We start from the raw sequence: 22,443 nt of genomic DNA, 5'->3' as shown, positions 1-22,443 counted from the left end.
TCCCCAGCCCGCCCGCCACCGTCTCGATCATGACGCGCGGCACGGTGGACACCCCTGCCTTCTCGGGGGCCTCGGCCAACGGGGGTCGCTGAGGCACGAAGGGCGCGGGCTCCACGTCGTCCGGCGCGGCGATCAACGGTGGGGCCTGGACCGTCGTGGGCGCCTGGGCGTCCTCCCGCGCGAGGACTTCCCGGGGGAGGACGGCACCCAACAGGAGCACGGCGAGCAGGGGCGACACGGCGGCGAGCTTCATGGACGGTACCTTCCTCAATCAGAGGGGTAGGCACCAGCGCACCGGTGTCCCACTCGGGAGAGGACAGCACCAAGAGTGCCTTGACGTCGTAGCTCGCGCCCCCCATCCTGCCGCGCCCCATGCCTGTCCTTCGTGGTGCCGTCACCTTCTCGCGCTTCCGGGTCGAACCCGCCAAGGAAGCGCCTTCCGACATCAAGCGCTGGCTGACCCGTGGTCTCAAGGCGCACGCGTTCGAGCCCATCGACCGTCGCTCCGAGGATGACCGCGCGGCCGGCTTCGTCGAACTGGAGAACGCGGAAGCCGTCGAGTTCTCCGTCGGCCGCGTCTTTTACGGAGAGTACGTCCTCTTCTCCTTCCGCATCGACTCGTTGAAGGTCCCCGCGTCCGCGATGAAGGAGGAGATGGCGAAGTGGTCCGCCAACTTCGAAGCGGAGAATGACCGTCCGCCCAGCCGTGGCGAGAAGACGCAGGCGAAGGCGCAGGTCAAGCAGATGCTCCGCACCCGCGCCACGCCGCGCACCAACGTGCTGGACGTGAGCTGGAACCAGAAGACGCAGCAACTGCAGATCTGGGCCGCGTCCCGCAAGGTGGTGGAGGAGATCATCATCGCGCTGGAGAACGCGCTGGGCCTGAAGCTCGTGGGGCTGACGCCGGCCGCCATCGCCCAGACGTCGGGAATCGACGAGAACGCGCTCGGGCCCACGGCGGAGCTGATTGGCATGGACTTGCCGGCGACGTCGGCGGAGGTGGCACATGGCGAAGCGTGAGCAGGCGCGGGCGGAAGCCGCCTTCGCGCGAGGAGATGTCGGCGTCGACGGCGCCGCCACCGAGGAGACGAAGGACGTCGCCGAGGTGGAGCGTGGTCAGGCGCGAGAGCAGCTCCTGCGGGGCCGGGCCTACCTGGGCCGCGAGCTGCTGACGTGGATGCTGTGGCGCTCGGAGACGGGTGACGCGCTGGTGGAGCTGGAGGGCACGGGCGTCAACGTGCTCTTCATGGGCCGCATCACCCTGCGCGGCGTGGCGGGCGACGTCACGGAGCTGAGCGCGAAGGGCACGCTGGCGCCGTACTCGGAGCAGGTGAAGCACGCGCTGGACAAGGGCCTGCTGGTGGCCCAGGCGCGCATCCGCTTCACGCATGGCGAGAAGGAGTATGAGGCCACGCTCGACTCGGAGTTCCTCGACGTTCGCGCCGCGAAGCTGCCCGCGCTGATGAGCGAGGAAGAGGATGACCAGCTCAACGAGCGGCTGTTCCTCACCGAGCAGCTGTCCGCGATGATCGACGCGCTGGTGGGAGACTTCCTCAAGATTCGCGTGGGGAAGACCTGGAGCAAGCAGGTGGTGCCGGCGATGAAGGAGTGGATGCGCGGCGACGAGCAGGGCGCCAACGCGCTCTCCAAGGCCGCGCGCGCCCGGGGCCGCGACGCCCGCGCAGCCCGGCACTGAGCATTGGGGCCGCTGACAGGGGCGTGTTCCCCTGTCAGCGCCTCGCGAAGCGTGGAACGGAAGCCGCGCGCCCGTTGTCGGCTCTCCACGATTCACGGACTCAACGCCATACGGACAGACGCCCGCCTCAAGCGAGCAGTCAATGATTGCTCCCGGGCGGGAGAGGCATTCCGTCAGGAATGTCAGACATTGATGAAAGAGGCAGCGCGGATCCGTCAATGCCGGGGGTCCAAAGCCGCACACATGTCAGTCCATGGGCGGAAAGGGAGTGGATACGCGGCCGCGAACAACAGGCTTGGCGAATCCGCGAATCCAGGGTAACTGTTCCAGCCGCAGGGGCCGCAGCCACGGGATGGATCATCGATTCATCCCTTGATGGGACGTATATCCATGCAAGCAGCCCCCTTGTTCCGCTCTCCGGCGGTGAAGCTCCGTACAAGTCCCTGGATTCGTGCCCTGTCCCTGCTCGTGGTCCTGGGTGGGGGGCTGGCGCATGCCGCCAGTTCTCAGGCCGTGTCGCGTTCAAGTCCCTCGAGCCTGGCGTCCCTGCTTCCAACCATGTGCGCCCGCGTCCATGGGACCGCTGGCTTCCAGCGCGCTTTCTGCGCGGCCGGCAATGTCGGCGCCACCTGCGTCGGCGACGTCACCCGGACCTGCACCGATGACGGCAGCACCCTCCATCCGCGCTGGTATCAGGCCGCCATCGACTGGGCGAAGGCCAACGGTCACTCGAGGGTGGTGTTGGATCCAGGCACCATCACCATCTCCGAAGCCACGAAGCTCGCGTGGAGCTGGCCCTGGGGCAATGGCTTTGGCCTCCACGTCCCGACGGGAATCCACCTGGAGGGCACGTCGCTGTCCCCGCCCACCATCATCAACGTCGACCACGACACCACGAAGCTCAACGGGTTGATCATCGTCGCGGGCACGGGCACCGAGGAGGGCCTGCTCAACGACGCCAGCGTCTCCAACCTGACCCTGGTGGGCACCACGAACGTTGGCTACAGCCAGGGACAGGAGTGCCCGGCGCGCGCCCACTCACTCAACTCCATCCTGGAGCTGGATGGCCACGAGCCGCCCTCACCCGACGCCACGGTCTTCAACACGGGGACGATGCCGCGCCGGTGGACCGTCGGCGTCCAGGTCAACCACGCCGAGGCCATGAACGGCCCGGCGGTGAACGTCCACCACCTGCGCATCGTCCACCTCGGGGCGGGTATCGCGTATGGCTGGAACACGGCCCACGTGAAGGAGAACCCCACGTGCGAGACCACGCCCGGAATCAAGATCTCCATCCAGCCCGCCAGCGCGACGTGGAACGGGCCCACCAACCCCGTGACCTATACCTGCCCCAGCGGGTGGGATCTCAAGGCGTTGAGCCGCCGGCCCGGCACCGCCGAGTGCCGCCCCACGTCCTGCAACGCGGACGGCAGCATCCCCTCCGGACAGTGCCCGGCGCTGCCCCCGCTTGGCGAGGGTGAGACCGTGCCGAACACGATGTACTGCATGCGTGTCGACCCCACCACGGAGTTCGGAACGCGGCGGTATTGCACGAACCAGCCCTTCGAGTTCCGAGGCAACGCCAATGCCCGCTCCCAGGTCCACCACAACTCCATCTGTGATGTGAACGTGGGCATCAACATCGTGGGCGGTAACGTCGACGTCTCCAAGAACGTCGTCCTGCGGGCGCCCCACAACGTGCCCCTCACCAGCAACTTCGGCCTGAGCACCGACGGGCACATGCCGTACACCAGCTCGACCACCCACACCGAAAACTTCGTCTCGGGTTTCTCCCTGGGCTTCCTCACCGACGGCAGCCAGTACACCGTCGCCCCCCCGTGCGCGTTTCGCCAGTTGACAGGCTTTGATGTCGGGGACTTCGGCGACTACAACCACGTGCTCGAGCTGCAGCAGCACCTGCTCGATGACGCGCAGAAGTACTACGCGTTGACCGAACCGATGCGCGGCTTCATCGACCATGTGTATGTGCGCGACAACCGCTTCTACAAGAACCCGATTGGCCTCACCTTCTACCGGGTCAACTGGGGCTTCGTCGGCTTCAACACCATCGACTCCCAGCTCACCGGCGTGAAGGGGCAGGTCGGCGTCCTCGTCGACAACACGCTCAACAGTTGGGTTTACGGAAACACCATCCGAGACTTCAGCACCAGCCTCGAGTTCCGCGGGTCGCCGGGCCATCAGTCGACGCTGGGCTCCTGCTACAACGGCAACCACGTGGTCTGTGATGCGCCGGGCTGCCCCAACTGGGCCAGCTACCCCAACGTGTTCTCGGGAAGCGATGTCGTGGGTGGCACGGCGTGCAACGTCGCGTACTCGGCGAACTACTGCGCCGACCCGACGTCGCTGCCCTCGCCCTCGTTCCCCGTGGGCGTCACGAGGCAGTGCTACTCATACTGAGGTCACGGTGGAGTCAGGGATGCGCGGCGTGGAATGGACCGCGCATCCCCACCGCGAGCCCGCGGAGCGCTTCACGCACCGTCAGGCCAGGGAGGGTGTCAGAGCTGCAGCTTGCCGTTGACGCAGGTGATCTTCGGGCTGCGGAACCCCATCGCGATCCACGCGCCCAGGAGCTTGGCGAAGAATGAGACCGATTGCCGCTTCCCGTTCGGGATATCGTCGGGAAGCGTCGAGCCGGGCGGAAGGTCCTCGGTCATCGTCCGCAGTTGGAGCGGGGGCAGCGTTCCCGCGGGCCAAAGGCAGCCATAGAGGCTGAGCCAGTGGCCGCCCTGGAACTCGAGGAAGACGGGCGTGTTGCAACAGGTGGCGACGACCCGGCGGGTCTTCGCCTCGGGCGTGAGGCGGAACTCCTTGAAGTGCTCGGTGCCCGCGAGGAAGCGGACGCGGTCCTTGCGGTAGAGAACGAAGCGCGTCGCGCCGGTGGTTTCCAGGATGCGCGGGGCCGAGGGAAGGGTCTGTATCCGGGCGCCGGCGGCACGGCAGCTATTGCAGCAGCATTCGGTGCTGACGATGGGCGCGCCCTCCACCTCGAGATGGACCTGTCCGCACGCGCAGCCGAGTCGAGTGGTCTGTGTCATGTCCGTGCTTTCTACCTGCTGGAGCCGCCGACGCGCAGGTGATTGTAGGGGCGCGTCGCGGGCTCACGGAGCGGGTGGGGCGAGCGCCCGGAAACCTTCCGCGAGCGCGAGACCGATGTTGCCCATCAAGTCCTGCCGCGCGTTGACCACGTAGAGGTGGGGCGTGAGCGCCCAGACCTCGCGGACGATGCGACGGGGAGGCGGGGCGGGCTGGGTGCTCAGCTCCGCCTGGAGCAGGGGCAGCACCTTGTCGGACAGCCGCAGCGCGGTGTCCATGACGAAGACGGACACGTGCGGACGCAGCGCGCGCACGCGCCGGAAGAAGGCGCCCACCTCGTCCGCTGCCAGGTGCTTGGGCGGCGAGGACTTCATCTCCAGATAGACGAGTCGTCCTTCCGCCGCGCCCACGACGTCCAGGTCTCCGCCGACGTCGGGCGCATGGAACTTCACGCCCGCGGCCACGTCGAAGCCGAAGCGGCCTCGCAGCTCGTGCGCGACGTACCACTCCAGCGTGCCTCCGAAGCTGGCGGTGGGGTGGCGCAGCAGGTAACGCCCGTCGGCCTCGCGCGTGGCCAGGTCCAGTGCCACCAGGTCCTCGGCGAAGGCCGTGGCGCCGGCTTCCTCCAGGTAGCGCGTGGCCTCCATCGGCGTGAAGCTCCCGTGCCGCAGAATGGCGCCGCGCAGGAACAGTCGGAAGGCGTAGTGGCCCAGGCGCTCCACGAGTCGCTCCGCCCGCGCGCCGCTCACGTCGGCGGGGAAGGGCAGGTCCAGTGGTGCGACGGTGGCCTGGAATCCACGGCGCGCCAGCATCGCCAGGGGCTCGTTGCCCGGTGGCACCAACAGGCGCGGCGCGGGGGAAGCACCGGCCTCGCCCAGCTCCAGCTCACGCGCCGTGGGGAGGTCTTCCTCGGGGGGCGGCTGCTCCGTCATGGCCGCACCCTAGCCCGCTTCCGGACGAGAGGTGGGGCCGCGGCTCACTGCACGTAGACGGGGCAGTAGCGCAGGAACTCCGTCACCGGAGGCTGGCAGAGCTGGAGGATGCGGGAGTCGGCACCGAAGCTCTTGCCGCGCGCCTGGAGATAGCAGGAGGCCGGGTCATCATCGCTTGTGGCGAACTGGCAGAGCTGGAGGGCCTGCGCCTGCGTCAGCGAGCCCTCGTCCTGGACACGCAGGAAGCATTTCGCGGGAGCGTTGGAGCGCGCGCCGCGACAGAGCTGCGTGGCCGCGTAGTCATCGGTGAGCCCGCCCTGGCTCGCGGCCGTGTAGCAGGAGACCTGAGGAGCGACCGCCTCCCCATCGTCGTCATCATCTTGCGCGAGCCCACTTGCCGGGGCCACGAGCAGGAGCACCACGCCCAACCCTCCCGAGCTGGTGTGCCGCAGAAAGGACCGGAACCTGGGGCTGTCTGATTTCATCGCGGGCCTCGTGCCGAGAATCTAGGGAGCACTCCGCGAGGGATGAGCAGGCGAGGCATGAGGCTGGCCCCCGACGGGGCGAGCGATGGGGCGCCACCCGGGCCCCGCGCCCCCAGGACTCGGGGAAGAAAGCCCGGGCCCGAGGCGGGGACGCCTGCCTGGTGGGCTTGCCCTGGAGGACCGAGCGCCTTGTACAGTGCCCACCGCGATTGTCAGCGGAGGCGGCATGGCCGACGTGGCATCCAGCCTGGGCTCGGAGTGGCGGGCGTGGCTGGCGGAGAACGTGGTGCGAGGCGTGGCCTCGGAGCGACTCGTCGACACGCTGGTGTCGGCGGGCGTGCCGCTCGCGAGGGCTTGCGCGGAAATCGAAGCCACGCGTGCCCATCCGGCCGTGGCGGCGGGTCTGCGACGCATGGCCCCTCACGAGGACGTGCTCTGCCTGCTCGACACCCGCGTCGCGCTGCATCGTCACTCCGGACGGCACCAACGCCTGGAGCGGCGCACGGACGTGTCGGTGCACGAACTGATGGCGCGCTATTACCTGGCGCACGAACCCGTGCTCCTCGCGGGCTTCATGCGCGACTGGCCCCTGATGGCGAACTGGCGGCCGGAGGCGCTCTCCCGGCGCCATGGACACGTGGAGGTGGAGGTCATGGCCGGCCGTGAGGCGCGCGCGGACCACGACGTGGAGCCGGATGCCTGTCGCTCGGTGATGCGCCTGGGCGAGTTCCTCCGCAGGCTGGAGGAGGGCGGCCCCACCAACGACCTCTACCTCACGGCTCGCAACTTCGCCCTGGAGCGAGAGGAGTTGCGCGGGTTGCTCGACGACGTGCGCTATCCGCCGGGCCTGCTGCGCGAGTCAGCGCGGGCCGGTGCGGTGAAGCTCTGGGTGGGGCCCTCGGGCACTCGGACGGAGCTGCACCACGACCTGGGCACCGTCCTCTTCGGACAGGTCTTCGGCCGCAAGCGCTTCCGCCTCATTCCCTCGTTCCACACGCACCACGTCTACAGCCACCTCGAGGTGTGGAGTCAGGTCGACGCGGACCGCCCCGACCTCACGCGCTTCCCCTCATATCGCGAGGCCGACGTCCTCGAAGTCGTCGTCGAGCCCGGCGACATGCTGCTGATTCCCGCGGGGTGGTGGCACTGGGTACACGCGCTGGACGTCAGCGTGTCCGTCACCTTCCAGGAGTTCGACGTCCCGGACGGCAATACGTGGTGGAAGCTGGGATGAACCGCTTCCGCCGTGCCGCTACTTCTCCAGTGGCGGTGTGGTGGGGGGCTCGGTGGGGCGCGTGCGCTCCTGCGGAGGCGCGGAATGACCTCCCGGATTGGGGACGATTCGCGGCGCCTGGCGCGTGGCCGGGTTGGGCGGCGGGTTTGGGACGATGGTTGGAGCAGGATCCTTTGACGTGGTCATGCGGTCCCCAATGCAACGTGGTTGCCTACCCGGGTGGTATATCGCACCCCGCGAACCATGACTCCTGACGAGCGCGAGAGCCTGCCGCCCCCAGTGCGTTCCTGGCTCGCTGAGAACTTGACCTTGGGCGTGGACCCGTCCCGGCTCGTCCAGGCCCTCCAGGCCCAGGGTCTGTCCGAAGCGCGGGCCCGGGAGGCGGTGGACGTCGTCTCGGCCCACCCCGCGGTGCGTCACGGTCAGCGGGCCGTCTCCCGGCGCCGGGAGCTGGAGTCGCTGCTCGAAGTCCGGGCCGCGCTCCATGCCCAGTGTCACCCGGGCCCGTCGCCCGTGGCCGTGGAACGTCTGCGCCACCTGGCTCCCGATGCGTTCTTCGAGCGCTACTACGTTCCCAACCGCCCCGTCGTCATCGAGGGACTGCTGGACGACTGGCCGGCGCTGACACGCTGGTCTCCGGAGTGGCTGGCCGAGCGCTTCGGCGACGAGGAGGTGGAGGTCATGGCGGGCCGCGACGCGGAGCCGGACCCGGACTTCCATGCGGAGCGCCTGCGCCGGACGCTGCCGCTGCGCGAGCTGGTGGCGCGCTTTCGTGACACCCGCGCCTCGGACGATGTGTACCTCGTGGCCCGCAACAGCCTGCTGCTGCGCGCCGTGTTCCGCCCGTTGCTCGACGACCTGCGTCCGCCCCGGGGCTACATCCATCCAGACCTGAGCGCCCCGGACAGCGTGCACCTGTGGTTCGGTCCCGCGGGGACCTTGTCGAAACTGCACCACGACCACCTCAACGTCCTCTTCTGCCAGGTGCTGGGGCGCAAGCGCTTCTGGCTGTCTCCGTCCTGCGAGACGCCTCGGCTCTACAACGACCGGGGCCTCTACAGCGCGGTGGACATCCTGGCGCCGGACGTGAGCCGCTTCCCGGACTTCGCGCGGGCCACGCTGCACTCGTGCGTGGTGGGGCCCGGTGACGCGCTCCTGATTCCGGTGGGGTGGTGGCACGCGGTGCAGGCGCTCGACTTGAGCGTGTCGGTGACGTTCGTCAGCTTCGACAGGCCGGAGCGCAACGTGGAGTGGCGCGACTATTGGATTGGCCCCAGGCCAGAGAAGGTCCAGCGATGACGGATGCGGACAAGCACGTTCCCGCGGCGCGCGGGACGAACACGCTGGCGCCGGAGTGGCGGCGCTGGGTGGTGGAGAACCTGCTGCGCGGCGCGGAGGTCGACGACCTGGTGTCCGTGCTGGAGCGCTCGGGAGTTGACTCGGCGCTCGCGCGCGCGGCGGTGCATGCCGAGGCGGAAGACCCCTGCTACCAGGGCGCGGCGCGAGCCGTGGCCATGCAGCGCAAGCTGGAGGGACTGCTCGACCTCTACGGCGACCTCCATCGCCAGTCACCGGGCCACACCCAGGTCCCCCGGCACGATGCACTGACGCCCGAGGACTTCTTCGAGCGCTACTACTTCCAGAACCTCCCCGTGGTGGCGCGCGCCACGGTGCTCGCGGACGCGGGCTCGAAGGACACGCTGGGGCAGCTGGGCGCACTGGCGCGCGGCGCCGAGGCCACGAGCGTGTCGCCCGGCGCCTTCGTCGTGCCCGCGAGCGCGAACGTGACGTCGCGCCTGCCGGTGCATGCGCCCCAGGGGCTGGTGCTGGAGAGTGCGCCCGTGGGCCTGTGGTGGGAGGAGCCGGGCGCGGACGTTCCCTTGGCTCCCTCGCGCCGCAACATGCTGCTGGGGCAGGTGCACGGGCGCAGGCTGCTCCAACTGGTGCCCGCGTACGCGCTGCATCGCGTCCTGGGCTCGGCCTCGGTGCCCGAGGGTGTACCGCGAATGGAAGTGGAGCTGTCGCCCGGGGAGCTGCTGCTGTTGCCCGTGGGGTGGTGGTTCGCGCATCGCTCACCGGAGGGCGGCGCCGCCATCGTCTTCGAGTCCTTCGCCGCGCCCGAGCCCAACGTGTCGTGGACGCCCCGGCCGGAGTCCCGCGAGCCTACGCCTCCTCCTCGCTCTCGAGTCGACTGAGGAGCTGTCGGGCGAAATCTCGCAGCGCGGGAGCCGAGGGCTCGCGGTCCAATCGCTCCAGCGAGTCACGGATGGTGGCGAGTCGTCCTGCCTGCGCGAGGATCTTCAGCGCTCGCAACTGCACCAGCTCCTCGGGAGGCATGGAGTGGGGGACGGGAGGTTGTCCTCGCAAGGGGACACGGCCTCGCTGCGCAAGCAGGTCCACCAGCACACCCACGTCCTCATCCTCCAGCGTGCTGACGGCCGAGTCCCTGGTGGCGGCTTCCATCTGCTCCAGGGCGTCCATCAGTTCGCTCCAGGCGAAGCCGCGGTGCGGGGGTTTTCGCTCCGCCACCATCCGCCTGAGCTGTTCGCGTGTCGTCGGCATGACAACTCCTAGCGTGTCCACATGATGTCTATCTCCGGGACTTGCGCCGTCCCGACGGTGATGCCGAGCTCATTGCGCCCCAGGTCCACCTCCCAGAGTCTTCCGTTCGCGCGCAGCGTCCCCATGAGGAAGGGCAGCGTCGGGTGCAGGTATCGACGCCGGAATGACGACTCCTGGCCCAGTCTGACGGGCCGGCCATCGGCCGGGGGCAGCGGCATGTCCAGCTCCACCGCCTCTGTCCGGAAGCAGGCGTCGTAGAGATACAGCCGCCCCGAGTCCTCCAGGAAGTTGAGGCAGTGGCCGTCATCCCAGCCGGCCATGAAGACATACCGGGACGCGACATGGCTCAGCAGCTCCACCGGCTCGTCCGGCGCGAAGGGATAGCGCGCGCAGTCGAGGAAGCGTCCATACAGACGCGTCATGCGACTGGGCTCGAGCTGGTTGATGCCCGGCGCCACCGCCACCATCGCCTCCCAGCGCGCCTCGTCCGTGCGTGGGTCATCCTTGGGCGCCAGGTGCAGCGTGCGCCCTTCCAGCGTCACGCCCTGACAGTTGGCGAGCTGCTGGAAGAGTTGATACCAGCCGCCACACATGCCGCCGCCGACGGCCAGCATGTGGCGCACCGTCCAGGCGGGCACGCCGTAGCGCAGGCCCGTCTCCGGCAGTCCCCGCAGCAGCGCGTCGCAGATGTCCTTGCGCGACTCCAGCCCCGCACACCAGCGCGAGGACCAGCGCACCAGGGGCACGTAGGCGCCGGACGGGGGCGCGCCCTGCTCGCCTTGGCGCATGGGCGCGCCCGTGGTGAAGAACTCATGTCTGCTGTTGCCGAGGAAGAGCTTGCGCGTGCTTCCGTCCGCGTCCGTCCACTCGGCGACCCACTGGAGCTCCAGCGCGTGCGTGCCGATGTGATTGGGCAGCGACCGATTGAAGGACACGGGCTCCGCGAGCGTGCTCCAGCCCGCCGTGCGCTCCAGGCTCACCGGATGTGGCCCGAGCCAGCGGACGGGCGTTTCCAGACCATTCGCCGAGGACAGCGAAGGTCCGAAGGCGCTCAGTTCGAACGAGGCGGGGACGAAGTGGTTCGCCAGCAGCGCGATTCGGACGGAGGGACGTGTCCCTCGGACGTAGGCCACGGGCTCCGCGCGGTGGCCTCGAATCCACTCGGGCTGTTCGCCCAGGCGGGTGTCCGTGACGGGACTCCACAATGCAACCGCGCCGCACTCCGCGTCTCCCCGGTCGAAGTGCAGGCTGTAGATGGCCAGCGGTTCCGCGTCGTGCATGTCCACCCCCCCCTTGTCCGTGCCGGAGGGGCACGGTCACTGCTTCACGCCTTCCGGAGACGCCCCCACGGGCCTCCGGTGGGCCTATTCATACAACAAGACGCGCGTCACCCACGGCGCGCCCTTCACGTCGCGCAACCAGCGCAGCCGCTCCGCGCGCAGCGCCACCGCGGGCGTCGCACCCGCGTGGATGCGCTCGCGCACGCCCTGGAAGAACCGGCCCGCTGAGTCCGGAATGTCCACCGTCGCAGCGAACACCGCGCGAGCCCCCGCGCCCACGAAGGCCTGGGGCAGCGAGGACGTCTGGTGAAGGAAGGGCGGCAGCCGCGCCGCGCTGCACGCGCCCAGCAGCACCACCGGCGAGCCCTCCAGGCGCACCTGCTTCAGCGCCTCCGAGGTGAGCGCATAGCGTCCGTCATACTCGGGAGCCAGGGCGATGACCGGTGCTTCGGACAGGCTGCGGTCCACCACGCCGTGCGCGTGGAACTCGATGTCGGTGGCTCGCGACATCGCCTCCAGCACGCGCGAGGGCGTGGCCTGGGCGCCAGACAGCTCCATCGACTGGCCGATGGGCGCGGGCGTGGACTCCCACGAGGACAGCCGCGCGAGCCCCAGGCCCGAGGGGGTCTCCACGTTGGCCACCACCACATGCAGCGGAGGAGGTGGCTTCTTCTTCGGCTCCGGCGAGGCGTCCATGGCCACGCGGTAGCTCCACGCCATCTCCGGCGGGAGCAGTCCGGAGCGGCTGTCCAGGGGCGGCGCCGCGAGCACCTCCACCCGAGGACACGAGCGCAGCAACGCCAGCAGCTTCTCCGGCACCAGTCCGGAGAGGTCGTCCCCCAGGGGCTCCTTGCGTGAGGCGTCATGGTGCCCGAGCACCTGTCCCCGGGGACCGAGCGCCACCACCACCGTGCGCTCGGCTTCCGCCGCGGCGATGAGCGCGCACTGCTTCGGGCTGGCGACGCCCAGATGGTCGGCCACGACGCCTGGCACCTCGGAGAAGGCGCCGGCCTCTCCGGCGGTGACGGCCATCGTCTGATAGGCCACCGCCACCGTGTCGCGTGCGTCCGCGTCCGTGGTCAGGTAGGGCGCGGCCTGTCGGATGACGGCGGCGAGCCGCGCGTTGCCCTGCTTCCGGTCCTTCAGCAGCTCGAAGCGCGCCTGGACCAACTGGGCGAGCATGCGGCGGCCGGGAGTCTCCCGCGTGGCGTGGGCCCGCGTCAGCTCCGCGCTGATCTGCTCCGCGTCCTCGGGCCGAGGGTCCAACCGCATGAGGTCGGTGAGCGTCCACGCGCCGATGAGACCCACGGACGGATTGCATTCCTGCGCGCGCGACAAGGCGCGGCGAGCCTCCTTGGGCCGCAGCCGCATCAACTCCAGGGCCGCGATGTTGCGGTGGACGTAGTTCTTCACGTCGCAGGTGTCCGGGGCGCGCGCCAGGTACTCGGACAGGTACGCGCGAGCGGAGGCGACGCGGAACTGGAAGCGCGCGGCCTGGGCGAGGGCGCGAAGGGCCGCCGACTCCAGCTCCCACTCGCCCATCGCCTGGGCTTCGCGCCAGCTCGCGCGGCCCGTCTCCTCGGCCTCCGACAGCCGGTTGGCGGACGTGGCCCGGTGGCTCACCTTGCGCAGCAGGTCCGCGCAGCGCGGGCGAAGCCGCTTCTCCCGGCACAGCGTCAGCGCGGCCTTGAGTCGCTGGTCCGCCTGCCAGGCTTCACCCGCGAAGCCCTCCTGCCGCGCGAGTTCGTCCTGGACCAGCAGGTGGATCCACGGGTCGTTCCACTGGCGCGCCACGCGCTCCAGCTCCTCGGGGGGACTCTGGGCCTCCGGCGTCAGCAGCCTCGCGCCGAGCAGCAGGTCCTGCTCGCCCGCACCGCGCAGACGGGTGAGGTAGTCCGGGGACGCGGGCTGGCGCTCTCGCAGGAGGCGGGCGTACTCGGCGGCCAGGGGCGCGCGTCGCGTGAAGTCCCGCGCGGCGATGTTCCGCGTGTGGTCCGCCAGGGCCGTGCCGCCGTGGATGCGGTCCAGCAGCTCCGCCAGCGGGAGCAACGCCAGCACCCGGGCCGACGTGGGCGCGGTGCGCACGACGTCGTAGAAGAGGCCGCGAGAGATGCCGGGATGTCGGCGCGCCTCCTCCAAGGGGATGGGGAGGTTCGCGTCCTGGGCCAGCTGGGTGAGCGCGGTCCGCGTGCGGTTCCAGGACTCGGCCCGCTGGCTCACGGAGGTGCGCAGCCAGGACGCCTGCTCACGGGCCTCTGCGCTCCAGCCGGGCTCGCCCAGCGCGGCCACCTCGTCGAAGACGGACGCCGCGAGCAGGTGCAGCCCCATTTCGCGCAGCACGAGCGCCCGGTTCCACAGGGCCTGCGGATGACGGGGCGAGGTCTCCAGCAGGCCGTCGAGCCAGGTCAGGGCCTCGTCGTTGCGCTTCAGCAGGAAGGCGGCGACGGCCTGGTCGTTGTCGCGATTCAGCGACGGCGGTGCATGCGCCAGGTGCGCGAGGCCCTGCTGGGGATCTCCATGGAGCAGATAGGAGGCGGCGATGCCCGCCCGGTCTCCGCTCTCTTCCAGCCGGGCCAGCTCCCTCAGGGGAACGGCGATGGAGGGGCGCTCCTCGCGAGGCCGGACGTAGGGACGATGGACGTCCGCGGCCGGGACGCTGAGGCGCGGCTCCAGGGGGCGGGTGCGGGTGTCGGTGAGCCAAAGCAGCTCGTCACGACGGCCGGGCAGCGGGCCCGAGCGCGCGATGAGGATGGCCGGGAACACGAGCAGGGGGATGAGATGCCAGGCACGCAGGCGCGGCGCGCGTCGCCCGCGAGTAGACTTCCCTGGTGCATCCAGCTCGGCAGCCATTCGCTGGACCCTCCCCGTCGCTCCGCGTCCCATGGCGCGAAGCCATCACTCAGGCCCCGAGTCTTAAGCCAAGAAGCCTGACTGAGACAAATGGTGTTGGTGAAAGTCACGATGGGTTGGGGATGACGGCCTGAGTCATGACGACCCAGGCGGTGCGTCCGGGCGGAGGGTGGGCGCTCTCCGGCGCTAGGGTTGCGCCATGTTCATCGTCATCCTCGGCGGTGGTGTGTCGGGCCTGTCATGCGCCATCCGGTTGCAGGAGGCCGGGCACACGGTGGAGGTGTGGGCGCGAGAGCTGTCGCCTCACACGACGTCGGATGTCGCCGCGGCCGTCTGGTACCCCTATCGCGCGTGGCCGCAGGAGCGCATCAGTGCCTGGGCGAAGCGGACGTACACGGTGCTGGCGTCACTGGCCCAGGAGCGCCCCGAGGCGGGCATCCTGATGGTCCCCGGCGTGGAGGTGTTCCGTCGTCACGTCGAGGACCCGTGGTGGCGCGACAGCGTGCCGGACTTCCGTCGGGCGCGGGCGGACGAGCTGCCTCCGGGACTGTTGGAGGGTTATCACTTCACCGCGCCCGTCATCGAGATGCCGCGCTATCTGCCGTTCCTCATGGCGCGCCTGCGCGAGCTGGGCGGCCACATCATCCAGCGCGAGGTGCGCTCCCTGGACGAGGCATGGGCGAGCGCGTCCCTCGTGGTCAACTGCACGGGCCTGGGGGCTCGGGACGTCGTGGGAGACGAGACGCTCTTCCCCGTGCGCGGTGAGGTGCTCCGGGTGAGCCCGCCCCCCACGGACCGCTTCATCTTCGACGACGAGTGCGAGAGCGGCATGGCCTACGTCATTCCCCGCTCGCGGGACTGCATCCTCGGCGGCACGGCGGAGGAGGGGAACGCGTCGCTCGTCCCCGACGCGCTGAAGGCCCAAGCCATCCTGGAGCGCAACGCGCCGTTGCTTCCCGAGGGCGCGAAGCTGGACGTGTTGGAGCACAAGGTCGGGCTGCGCCCTGGACGCCCCACCGTGCGACTGGAGGTGGAGGTCCTCGGGGAGCGCGTCGTGGTGCATGACTACGGCCATGGGGGCGCGGGCGTCACGCTCTCATGGGGCTGCGCGGAGGAGGTCGTCCAGCTCGTCGCGACCCACTCCCGCTGAGTCAGGCCCCCGCGCGGAGCACGCGTCCGAAGCCGCGCTCCTGGCCCAGGGCCGGGGACACCGTGCCGGCGCTCACCGCCTCGCGTCCGGCGATGAGCACCGCCTTCACCGCGGCATCATTGCGGCGCACCAGCCGCACGAAGCCTCCGAAGTTCTCCATCGGTGCCTCGGCGATTTCATCGAGCTTCTCGTCCAGGCCGTCGGGATTGATGACGACCAGGTCGGCGCGCCGGCCCTCGGCGAGCACGCCCGCGTCCATGCCGAACCAATCGCCAATCTCCCCGGTGAGTCGATGCACCGCGCGCTCTATGGTCATGAAGGGCTCGCCGCGCTTCTGGGCCTCGCGCACCAGCCTCAGGAGCCGCAACGGGAAGTTGTAGTGCGCCATGTTGCGCAGGTGGGCGCCCGCGTCGGAGAAGCCGACGAGGATGTCGGGGTGCTGGCAGATGAACTCCAGCTCCTTGAGCCTGTCATTGGCCATGACGGTGTACCAGCGCAGCGTGTCCCCATGCGTGGCCACCAGGTCCAGGAACACGTCCACCGCGTCGCGGCCCTGCTCCTGGGCCACCTGCGCGAAGGACTTGTTCACCAGGCTTTTGTCCGGGCACTCGAGGATGCGCGACTGGTTGAAGTCGCGGTGGAAGGCGCGCGGCAGGAAGCGGTTGGTCCACTGGCTGCGGAAGCGGGTGCGGTACTCCGGGTCCTTCAGCAGCCCCGCGCGGGAGGCCGCGTCCTGGAGGTGCAGGGCCGCCGCGCCCGCGCCGAACTCCTCGAAGACCACCAGGTCGATGCCGTCCGCCCACAGGTCGAACACCTCCGGCAGCGCCTGCCAGCGGAAGTTCGCGCCGAACAGCGTGTTGGCCGCGCGCGACAGGACGCCGATGAGCCGGTGGATGCCTCGGCTGGCGCGCGGGTCCATCATCGAAATGACCGTCGTCTTCAGCGTCTTGCGCCACAGGCCCATGCTCTCGAGCAGGAACAGCACCACGTTCACCTTGGTGCTGATGTTGGGCACGCCCTGGAAGACGCGGCCCCGCGCGCGCAGGAGCTTCGTCAGCCGGCGGTACTCGCTCCAGCGCGCATAGGTGGAGGGCAGAGGACGGCTGCGGATGTCGCGCGAGCCGCCCATCTTGTCCCACTTGAGCGTCATGATGGACATGCCCAGGTAGCCCAGGTCCAAGCCCTCGGTGACCATCGCCTCCATGCGCCGCAGCTCGTCCTCGCTGGGGCGCAGCCCCGGCTCCAGGCTGCGATGCAGACCCATGGCGTGGGCGCGCAGCGCGGAGTGCCCCAGCATGGACGCGACATTGGGGCCCAGCGGAAGCGTCTCCAAGTGCTCCAGGTAGCCGCCCAGCGAGTCCCACGTCTTGCGCTGCTCCAGCAGCGAGCGGACGGTGTCGTAGGGGATGGCCTCCACGCGGCAGAACATGTCCGCCAGGTCCTCGGGCTTGCCCACCGCGAGGCTGAGCGAGCAGCTTCCCACCACCACCGTGGTGACGCCGTGGCGCACGGACTCGGAGAGCGACGGGGCCAGCTCCACCTCCGCGTCGTAGTGGGTGTGCAGGTCGATGAAGCCCGGAGTCACCCAGTGGCCGGCCGCGTCGATGACGCGCGTGTGCGGCGCGCGCTCAATCGGTCCTTCCGTGAGGGCGGCGACCGTGTCTCCTCGGATGCCCACGTTCAGCTTGCGGGGTGGGTTGCCTAGACCATCGAATACGAGTCCGTTCTCGACGATGAGGTCCATGGGCCGAGCCTAGGCCCGCCGTTCTGTCCACTTCCACCCGGAAGCCACCGACAGGAGGGCGGCAAACAGTCGGGCGCGGTGCGTCAGAGTGGATGTACGCCCCTGGAACGAGGAGCGGGGCGCTTGCTCGCAGGCCCGCTCTGGCGTGCTCCCATGCCTACCTTGCCGTCCGGACGACACGAACGCGACCTGCGCGCGGGAGGCGAGAGATGGCACGGACACGGTGGAAGTGGCTCACGCTGGTGGGCTTGGGCGCGTCGCTCGCGGCCTTCACGGGATGCGAGGACGATGAGGTTCGCGACAACTCACGCAACGTCGGCCGCGAGATGGGCAAGGCGGCGAGGGAGGTGCGTGACGGCACACGCGAGGCGGCGAAGGACATGAAGACCGCCGCGGAGGAGGCCTCGCAGGGCTTCAAGGAAGGCGTTGGCGGCTCGGGTGCGCCGGGCGATGCGGCCACGCCCGTGCCGAACCAGTCAGAGGAGGACCGGGAACGTTCGGTGGAAGACCGCGACGTGCCAGGTGAAGCACCTCCGCGTTGAGGTCACATGTGCCCTCCTGGCGCCGTGACTCGGCGCGGTGCCAGGATGACGCTCACGGCCATGCAGCGGCTGGCGGGGGCCCCATGAGCGAGCTGGAGCTGGACAAGGTGTATCGCCGGGGCGAGGAGTCTCCTGGCGTGCGGCGCATCCAGGAGTGGCTGACCCTGAATGGCTTCGCGGTCGCCATCGACGGGGACTTCGGCCCCGCCACGGAAGCGGCGCTCAAGCGGTTTCAGGCCAGGTCGAACGTGCCTGTCTCCGGGGTCGCGGACGCGGTGACCTTCGAGCGACTGGTGGCGCCGCTGCGCTCGGCGCTCTCCCTGGCTTCTCCGGCGGGCCGCTCCCTGGGCTCGCTGACGGTGGCGTATGCGGCGCAGCACCTGCGCCAGCTTCCGCGCGAGGTGGGAGGGAGGAATCGCGGCCCCTGGGTGCGGCTGTATCTGGATGGCAACGAGGGCGCGTCCTGGTGCTGGTCCGCTGGCTTCGCGACCTTCTGTCTGCATCAGGCGGCGAGGACGCTGGGCGTGCCCATGCCCGTGGAGCGGACCTTCTCCAGTGACTTGCTCGCGGCGCAGGGGCGCGCGCGGGAGAGCTTCCTCTCCACGCAGAGCGCGCCGCCGGATCGCACGCGAATCCGTCCGGGCAGCCTCTTCCTGCGGCGCCGCACGCCCGGAGACTGGGCCCACGCGGGCATCGTCACCGAGGTGGATGAGGAGACCTTCCAGACCATCGAGGCCAACACCAACGACGAGGGCGCGCACGAAGGCTACGAGGTCTGCGCACGCACCCGGGGCTTCAAGAACGTGGACTTCGTCCTCGTGTGACGAGCACTGCCCTGGCTCACGTGGGCTTGCCCGGTGTCGGCTTGCCGTCGCGAGGCTTCGCCGGGCGTGGCGTGTAGTGCGCCAGGACGGGCTGGTGGTCCGACGACTCGGTGCTCCGGTCCACCTCGAAGAGGACGGGCTCCAGCTCCGGGCTGGCGTAGAGGTTGTCGAAGCGCTTGCCCGTGGCGGGCACGATGCCCGACTCGTCCGGCAGCGAGGTGAGGGTGGCGCTGTCGGCGATGTCCTGGAGTCGCAGCCAGTGCTCGCTGCCTCGCGGAACCTTCCCGGAGCGCAGCTCCGAGCACGCCTGCTTCGGCGTCATCATCTCTCCGTCTGACATGCGGACGCGTGCGACGGCGGCGTGGGCGATGGTCTCCGGCAGGCTCTGCTCCAGCACATGCAGCTCGTGCCGCAGCCGAGGGTCCGCGATGTTGCCCACGCCCGTGTCGCCCACGCTCGCGTGCGGCACGCCGTAGCGCACGGCGTATTCCTCCACCGTGTCCGTGTCGTCGTAGGTGATCAGGTGGGCCATCAGCCAGGAGCCCCCGCGCTTGATGGCGGTGTTGGCGTTGAAGTCACCCAGCGCCACAGCGTGAGGGACCTCCCGGTGGCGCAGCAGCGTGTTGAGCTGCCTCAGGTTGTGCGCGTTGATGCCGGAGTCTCCCAGCGTGTGGTGCACGTTGTAGAGGACGACGGGCACGCCCTCCACGTCCAGCCGGACGTACAGCGCGCCCCGGTCCTCCGGCAGCTCGCACGGGTCTCCGCCCCGGCGATGGATGGCGGCGGCGCGCTCGGCGTCGGAGAGGGAGTAGGTGAAGTGGGCCGCATCCACCAGCGGATGCCGCGTGAGGAACGCCTTGCCGTTGATGAGCCTCGCGCCGTTGCCACCGTCATGACCGAAGTACGCCAGGTGGAAGCCGTACCGCGCCGACAGCAGCACGGCGATGGGGACGTTGGCCTCCTGAAGCCCGATGACGTCCGGCATGCGGCCCTCCGCTTCCAGCCCGTCGAAGTACGCCAGCAGGGCTTCGCGGCGCTGTCCTCCGAGCAGGATGTTGAAGCTCATCACGGAGAGCCCGGGGCCCGTGGGCGGCCGGGACTCCGGGTGTCGGACGAGCAGCGTGCGCCCATCGCCGAGCTTGCGCTCCGTCGCCGGCAGCTTGAAGGCGTCGAGGCTCGGCAGGGTGAGGGTGGGGTCCCTGCGAGGACGAGGCTCCTCGGCGCTGGTCGCCATGCGGCCGAGAAGGGGACCCACGCCCGGCAGGTGCTCGAGGACCTCGGGCACCTTCATACGGGCTCCTGGGGCAGGCCCCTCCCACGAGGGGCGCGAAGCAGCGAGTCGTGCTGGCGAGCGACGGTGTCCACCAATCCTCCTGGGTGTCCTCAAGTTCGGTGCGGATCCTCCGACTCGCCAGGGGCAGGCTTCTTGGAACGCGTGGTTCGGCCATTCTCGCCGGGACGGAAAGCGGGCGGGCGGCGAGGCCATGGCCTCCTCTGCGGCAGACCGAGAGGCGGAGCGGGGGCACCTCGTGGTTGAATGCTGAACATGATGCGGGTGTTGCTGCTGGTGATGTGTGCTGTGGGAGTGACGGCGTGCGCGACCACGACGTCCCGGGCCGAATGGGCGCCGCCGTCGTGTGAGCCGGGCGCGGTGCTTCCCTGTGCGGAGTGGGGCGCCAAGCTGCTGCGCGAGGGAGACCGTCCCCGAGCCATCGAGGCCTACGGCAAGGCGTGCGAGGAAGGCGACCTGTCGAGCTGCATGACGGAGGGCAAGCTGCGCAAGGAGTCCGGCGACCTGTCCGGCGCGGAGCGTCCGCTCACCAAGGTCTACGAGACGGGCGACGTGGCTGCCGCCCTGGCGCTGGCGGAGGTGCACGAGGCGAAGGGCCAGGCCGTGGACCAGCAGGCCGCGGCCCGGCTGCGCCACCAGGCCCCCGCGATGGACAAGCCCGCCACGGAGGTGCTCTTCGCCATGCGGACGGGCAGCGAGATGGGCACGGGCCTCGAGCTGTCCTTCAACCTCCAGCCGATGGCCTTCATGGATCGCCGGCTGGGCTTCGGCGCGAACATGGTGTTCGGTGGGGAAGACGGGCTGGTCGAGACCAACGGCTTCGCCGCGTATCAGCACTACGTCTCGCCCTATGTGGTCCCCTATGCGCGGGCGATGGTGGGAGGCATGACCTCGGGGCAGGACACCTTGCTGAACCTGGGCGGTGAGACAGGAGTGAAGCTGTGCCTGGAGGACATTGGCCACCTGAACGTGGCCGCTGGCGTCTCGCGCGCCAGCGGGGGCTACTTCTCGGTGGGCCTGGGGCTCAATGGCATCATTGTCCTCGCCATCCTGTTGCAATACCGCTAGCGCCCGCGTCAGGTGTCGGGAGTCCGAGCACGTAGGAGATGGCCGCCTTCGCGAGCCGGCTTGGGCTGCCCGTGGAAGAGTCCCTGCTCCGTGAGTTGTCTGGGACCTACCTGCGGCGGCGGATGTCCATCGCGGAGGTCTCCTTTCTCCTGGGCTATGCCGAGCCGGCGGCCTTCCATCGAGCCTTCACGCGCTGGTGGGGCATAAGCCCGGAGCGCTTCCGCCGAGAGCATCTTCCGGCTTCACCGTGATGCCGCCGTGGTCCTCCGCGCGTCTGGGTCTTTGAAGACCGACCATGCGTGAGTCCTGACTGCCGTGACGGTTCGCCGAGGGCGTCTGCGCGGTGGATTGCGGCGGTGACAAGGACTGTTTGACTCGCTTGGCGACGCGTTCCTAGCATCACGCGACATCAAGGCGGGGGGACTCACCACTCACATGCCGGCATTGACTGAGTCACCTGGGTATCTCTCCCAGGGCGAGGACTCGCTTTACTACGTTCATCACCGGGCGCTGACGGAGCGTCGGGCGGCGGTGTTGCTGGCGGGGCCGTTGGGGCTGGAGCGGGCGCATGGCTATGTCGTGTGGGTGAGATGGGCGCGCTTCCTCGCGGCTCGGGGTGTGGAGGTGCTGCGTCTGGACTATCGAGGCTCTGGCGAGAGCACGGGGCGCTTCGATGAGATGACTTTCCCGCGCTGGGAAGAAGATTTGCGCACGGGGCTGGAGCACTTGCGGCGCGTGAGTCCCGGTGTGCCGTTGACGGTGCATGGGCTTCGACTCGGTGCGTTGCTCGCGGCGCGTGTGTTCCGGACGGAGCCGGTGGAAGGGCTCTTGATGTGGGAGCCGCCGGAGTCGGGGCGGGCGCATCTGATGGAAGTGCTTCGCCGGAAGGTGGCGGCGGACAATCTGGAGGGGACGGGAGGGGAGGCTCGCTCGCGTGAGGACTACGTGACGGAGCTGGAGGCGGGGCGGCACGTGGAGGTGGAAGGGTTGCCCTGGTCTCGCGGTCTGTGGCGCAGCTCGGAGGGCTACGGCCTGGCGGTCCCCGAGAAGGACGAGGCGCGGCCGTGGCGGGTGGTGCACCTGGATGGCCGTCCCGCGGAGCGTTTCCTGGCGCCGGGAAGGAGTCGCTCGGTGCGGGCACCTCGGCCCTTCTTCTGGACGACGAGCAACCGGCTCTTGCCGGAGCTGGCGGAGCTTTATGAAGACAGTCTGGGGTTCATCGCCGGGACTGGGGCGCGCCAGGAGGTGCGGTCATGAGGGAGTTGATCCAGCTCGACGTGAAGGGCCACCGGCTGTGGGGAACGTTTCATCCTCCGGCGACGGGGACTCGGCGCTCGGTGGGCGTGCTCTTCCTGAACCCCGGGCATGTGCCGCGCTCCGGGCATGGGGGGCTGTCGGTGCTCGCGGCGGAGCGGCTCTCGGCGCGAGGCTTCCCGTGCTTCCGAGTGGATTTGCCGGGGTTGGGGGACTCGGACGGTACGTTGCCGGAGACGACGTCGGAGCTGTACCAGCTCGTGTGCAAGGGTGGCTTCGTCGAGGTGGCGAGCGCGGTGCGTGAGGAGCTCCAGCGGCGATACGGGCTGGAGGGGATGTTGATGGGAGGGCTATGCGGGGCGGCGACGACGGCGCTGTATCTGGCGGACCGTGAGCCGGAGGGGGTGCGCGGACTGTTCATGTTCGAGCCGGAGTTCTACCTGTCGGAGCAGGAAGCGGCGGCGGTGGGAGGGGAGG

The 22,443-nt window shown here is 69.6% G+C and carries 22 protein-coding genes; 13 read left to right on the top strand and 9 right to left on the bottom strand.

The annotated features are described in order from the left end of the window. On the bottom strand, positions 1–253 hold a 253-nt coding region (locus FJV41_RS34490), incomplete at its 3' end, for a hypothetical protein (protein ID WP_220137923.1). A gap of 119 nt (positions 254–372) precedes the next feature. Here FJV41_RS34490 and rdgC point away from each other — a divergent pair. The 3 genes from rdgC (at position 373) to FJV41_RS34475 (ending at position 4,114) form a co-directional block, all read left to right on the top strand. Next, a complete protein-coding gene (gene rdgC, locus FJV41_RS34485; RefSeq protein ID WP_141646854.1) occupies positions 373–1,020 on the top strand; it encodes a recombination-associated protein RdgC in 648 nt (215 codons plus the stop codon). After that, complete coding sequence (locus FJV41_RS34480) at positions 1,007–1,696, top strand: hypothetical protein (protein ID WP_141646853.1); 690 nt, start codon at positions 1,007–1,009, stop codon at positions 1,694–1,696. Before rdgC ends, FJV41_RS34480 begins: the two co-directional genes overlap by 14 nt. Before the next feature lie 390 nt (positions 1,697–2,086). Further along, positions 2,087–4,114: a hypothetical protein gene (locus FJV41_RS34475; RefSeq protein WP_141646852.1), complete on the top strand. Its 2,028-nt coding sequence runs from the start codon at positions 2,087–2,089 to the stop codon at positions 4,112–4,114. A 98-nt stretch (positions 4,115–4,212) separates the two neighbouring features. Here FJV41_RS34475 and FJV41_RS34470 read toward each other — a convergent pair whose 3' ends face one another. From FJV41_RS34470 to FJV41_RS34460, 3 genes are all read right to left on the bottom strand, one after another. After that, positions 4,213–4,752, bottom strand: coding sequence for a GFA family protein (locus tag FJV41_RS34470; RefSeq protein ID WP_141646851.1), 540 nt, complete (start codon positions 4,750–4,752; stop codon positions 4,213–4,215). A gap of 63 nt (positions 4,753–4,815) precedes the next feature. After that, complete coding sequence (locus tag FJV41_RS34465) at positions 4,816–5,682, bottom strand: hypothetical protein (protein ID WP_141646850.1); 867 nt, start codon at positions 5,680–5,682, stop codon at positions 4,816–4,818. A 44-nt stretch (positions 5,683–5,726) separates the two neighbouring features. Continuing rightward, a complete protein-coding gene (locus FJV41_RS34460) occupies positions 5,727–6,167 on the bottom strand; it encodes a hypothetical protein (protein WP_141646849.1) in 441 nt (146 codons plus the stop codon). 226 nt (positions 6,168–6,393) lie between these two features. On the opposite strand from FJV41_RS34460, the gene FJV41_RS34455 reads away from it, so the two are divergent. The 3 genes from FJV41_RS34455 to FJV41_RS34445 all read left to right on the top strand — a co-directional run bounded on the left by FJV41_RS34455 (position 6,394) and on the right by FJV41_RS34445 (position 9,596). Further along, a complete protein-coding gene (locus FJV41_RS34455; protein WP_141646848.1) occupies positions 6,394–7,401 on the top strand; it encodes a cupin-like domain-containing protein in 1,008 nt (335 codons plus the stop codon). Between the two features lie 303 nt (positions 7,402–7,704). Further along, entirely contained in the window at positions 7,705–8,700 is a 996-nt protein-coding gene (locus tag FJV41_RS34450; RefSeq protein WP_246137601.1) for a cupin-like domain-containing protein, read from the top strand. Further along, positions 8,697–9,596, top strand: a complete 900-nt coding sequence (locus FJV41_RS34445; protein WP_141646846.1) for a hypothetical protein — start codon at positions 8,697–8,699, stop codon at positions 9,594–9,596. Before FJV41_RS34450 ends, FJV41_RS34445 begins: the two co-directional genes overlap by 4 nt. On the opposite strand, the gene FJV41_RS34440 is transcribed toward FJV41_RS34445, so the two are convergent. The 3 genes from FJV41_RS34440 to FJV41_RS34430 form a co-directional block, all read right to left on the bottom strand. Further along, positions 9,565–9,963, bottom strand: a complete 399-nt coding sequence (locus FJV41_RS34440; RefSeq protein WP_141646845.1) for a hypothetical protein — start codon at positions 9,961–9,963, stop codon at positions 9,565–9,567. The genes FJV41_RS34445 and FJV41_RS34440 overlap by 32 nt on opposite strands. Positions 9,964–9,971: 8 nt before the next feature. Then, positions 9,972–11,243, bottom strand: coding sequence for a hypothetical protein (locus FJV41_RS34435; protein ID WP_141646844.1), 1,272 nt, complete (start codon positions 11,241–11,243; stop codon positions 9,972–9,974). Between the two features lie 84 nt (positions 11,244–11,327). Further along, positions 11,328–14,093: a CHAT domain-containing protein gene (locus tag FJV41_RS34430; RefSeq protein ID WP_141646843.1), complete on the bottom strand. Its 2,766-nt coding sequence runs from the start codon at positions 14,091–14,093 to the stop codon at positions 11,328–11,330. 199 nt (positions 14,094–14,292) lie between these two features. Between FJV41_RS34430 and FJV41_RS34425 the strand changes: the two genes are divergently transcribed. Then, on the top strand, positions 14,293–15,243 hold the full coding sequence (locus tag FJV41_RS34425) for an FAD-dependent oxidoreductase (protein ID WP_141646842.1): 951 nt from the start codon (positions 14,293–14,295) through the stop codon (positions 15,241–15,243). Position 15,244: 1 nt separating this feature from the next. Here the strand turns inward: FJV41_RS34425 and FJV41_RS34420 are convergent, their stop codons facing one another. Beyond that, positions 15,245–16,987 (bottom strand): N-acyl-D-amino-acid deacylase family protein, encoded by a 1,743-nt coding sequence (locus FJV41_RS34420; RefSeq protein WP_141646841.1) that lies wholly within the window; start codon positions 16,985–16,987, stop codon positions 15,245–15,247. 209 nt (positions 16,988–17,196) lie between these two features. On the opposite strand from FJV41_RS34420, the gene FJV41_RS34415 reads away from it, so the two are divergent. Next, the gene (locus FJV41_RS34415) at positions 17,197–17,529 is read left to right on the top strand and encodes a hypothetical protein (protein WP_246137600.1); all 333 of its coding nucleotides are present in this window, start codon (positions 17,197–17,199) and stop codon (positions 17,527–17,529) included. Between the two features lie 83 nt (positions 17,530–17,612). Then, positions 17,613–18,353: a peptidoglycan-binding domain-containing protein gene (locus tag FJV41_RS34410; RefSeq protein ID WP_141646840.1), complete on the top strand. Its 741-nt coding sequence runs from the start codon at positions 17,613–17,615 to the stop codon at positions 18,351–18,353. 16 nt (positions 18,354–18,369) lie between these two features. Here the strand turns inward: FJV41_RS34410 and FJV41_RS34405 are convergent, their stop codons facing one another. After that, entirely contained in the window at positions 18,370–19,644 is a 1,275-nt protein-coding gene (locus FJV41_RS34405; RefSeq protein ID WP_141646839.1) for an endonuclease/exonuclease/phosphatase family protein, read from the bottom strand. 246 nt (positions 19,645–19,890) lie between these two features. Here FJV41_RS34405 and FJV41_RS34400 point away from each other — a divergent pair, with 246 nt between their 5' ends. From FJV41_RS34400 to FJV41_RS34385, 4 genes are all read left to right on the top strand, one after another. Beyond that, the gene (locus FJV41_RS34400; RefSeq protein WP_141646838.1) at positions 19,891–20,712 is read left to right on the top strand and encodes a hypothetical protein; all 822 of its coding nucleotides are present in this window, start codon (positions 19,891–19,893) and stop codon (positions 20,710–20,712) included. A 38-nt stretch (positions 20,713–20,750) separates the two neighbouring features. Beyond that, on the top strand, positions 20,751–20,963 hold the full coding sequence (locus FJV41_RS34395; RefSeq protein ID WP_281291533.1) for a helix-turn-helix domain-containing protein: 213 nt from the start codon (positions 20,751–20,753) through the stop codon (positions 20,961–20,963). Between the two features lie 184 nt (positions 20,964–21,147). Beyond that, the gene (locus FJV41_RS34390; protein ID WP_141646837.1) at positions 21,148–21,969 is read left to right on the top strand and encodes a serine aminopeptidase domain-containing protein; all 822 of its coding nucleotides are present in this window, start codon (positions 21,148–21,150) and stop codon (positions 21,967–21,969) included. Continuing rightward, positions 21,966–22,443, top strand: a 478-nt coding sequence (locus tag FJV41_RS34385) for an alpha/beta hydrolase family protein (protein WP_220137922.1), incomplete at its 3' end; no start/stop codon positions are given. The genes FJV41_RS34390 and FJV41_RS34385, both read left to right, overlap by 4 nt.

The sequence above is a fragment of the Myxococcus llanfairpwllgwyngyllgogerychwyrndrobwllllantysiliogogogochensis genome, from assembly GCF_006636215.1.
GTDB lineage: Bacteria > Myxococcota > Myxococcia > Myxococcales > Myxococcaceae > Myxococcus > Myxococcus llanfairpwllgwyngyllgogerychwyrndrobwllllantysiliogogogochensis.
This window is presented reverse-complemented; position numbering and strand designations above follow the sequence as displayed.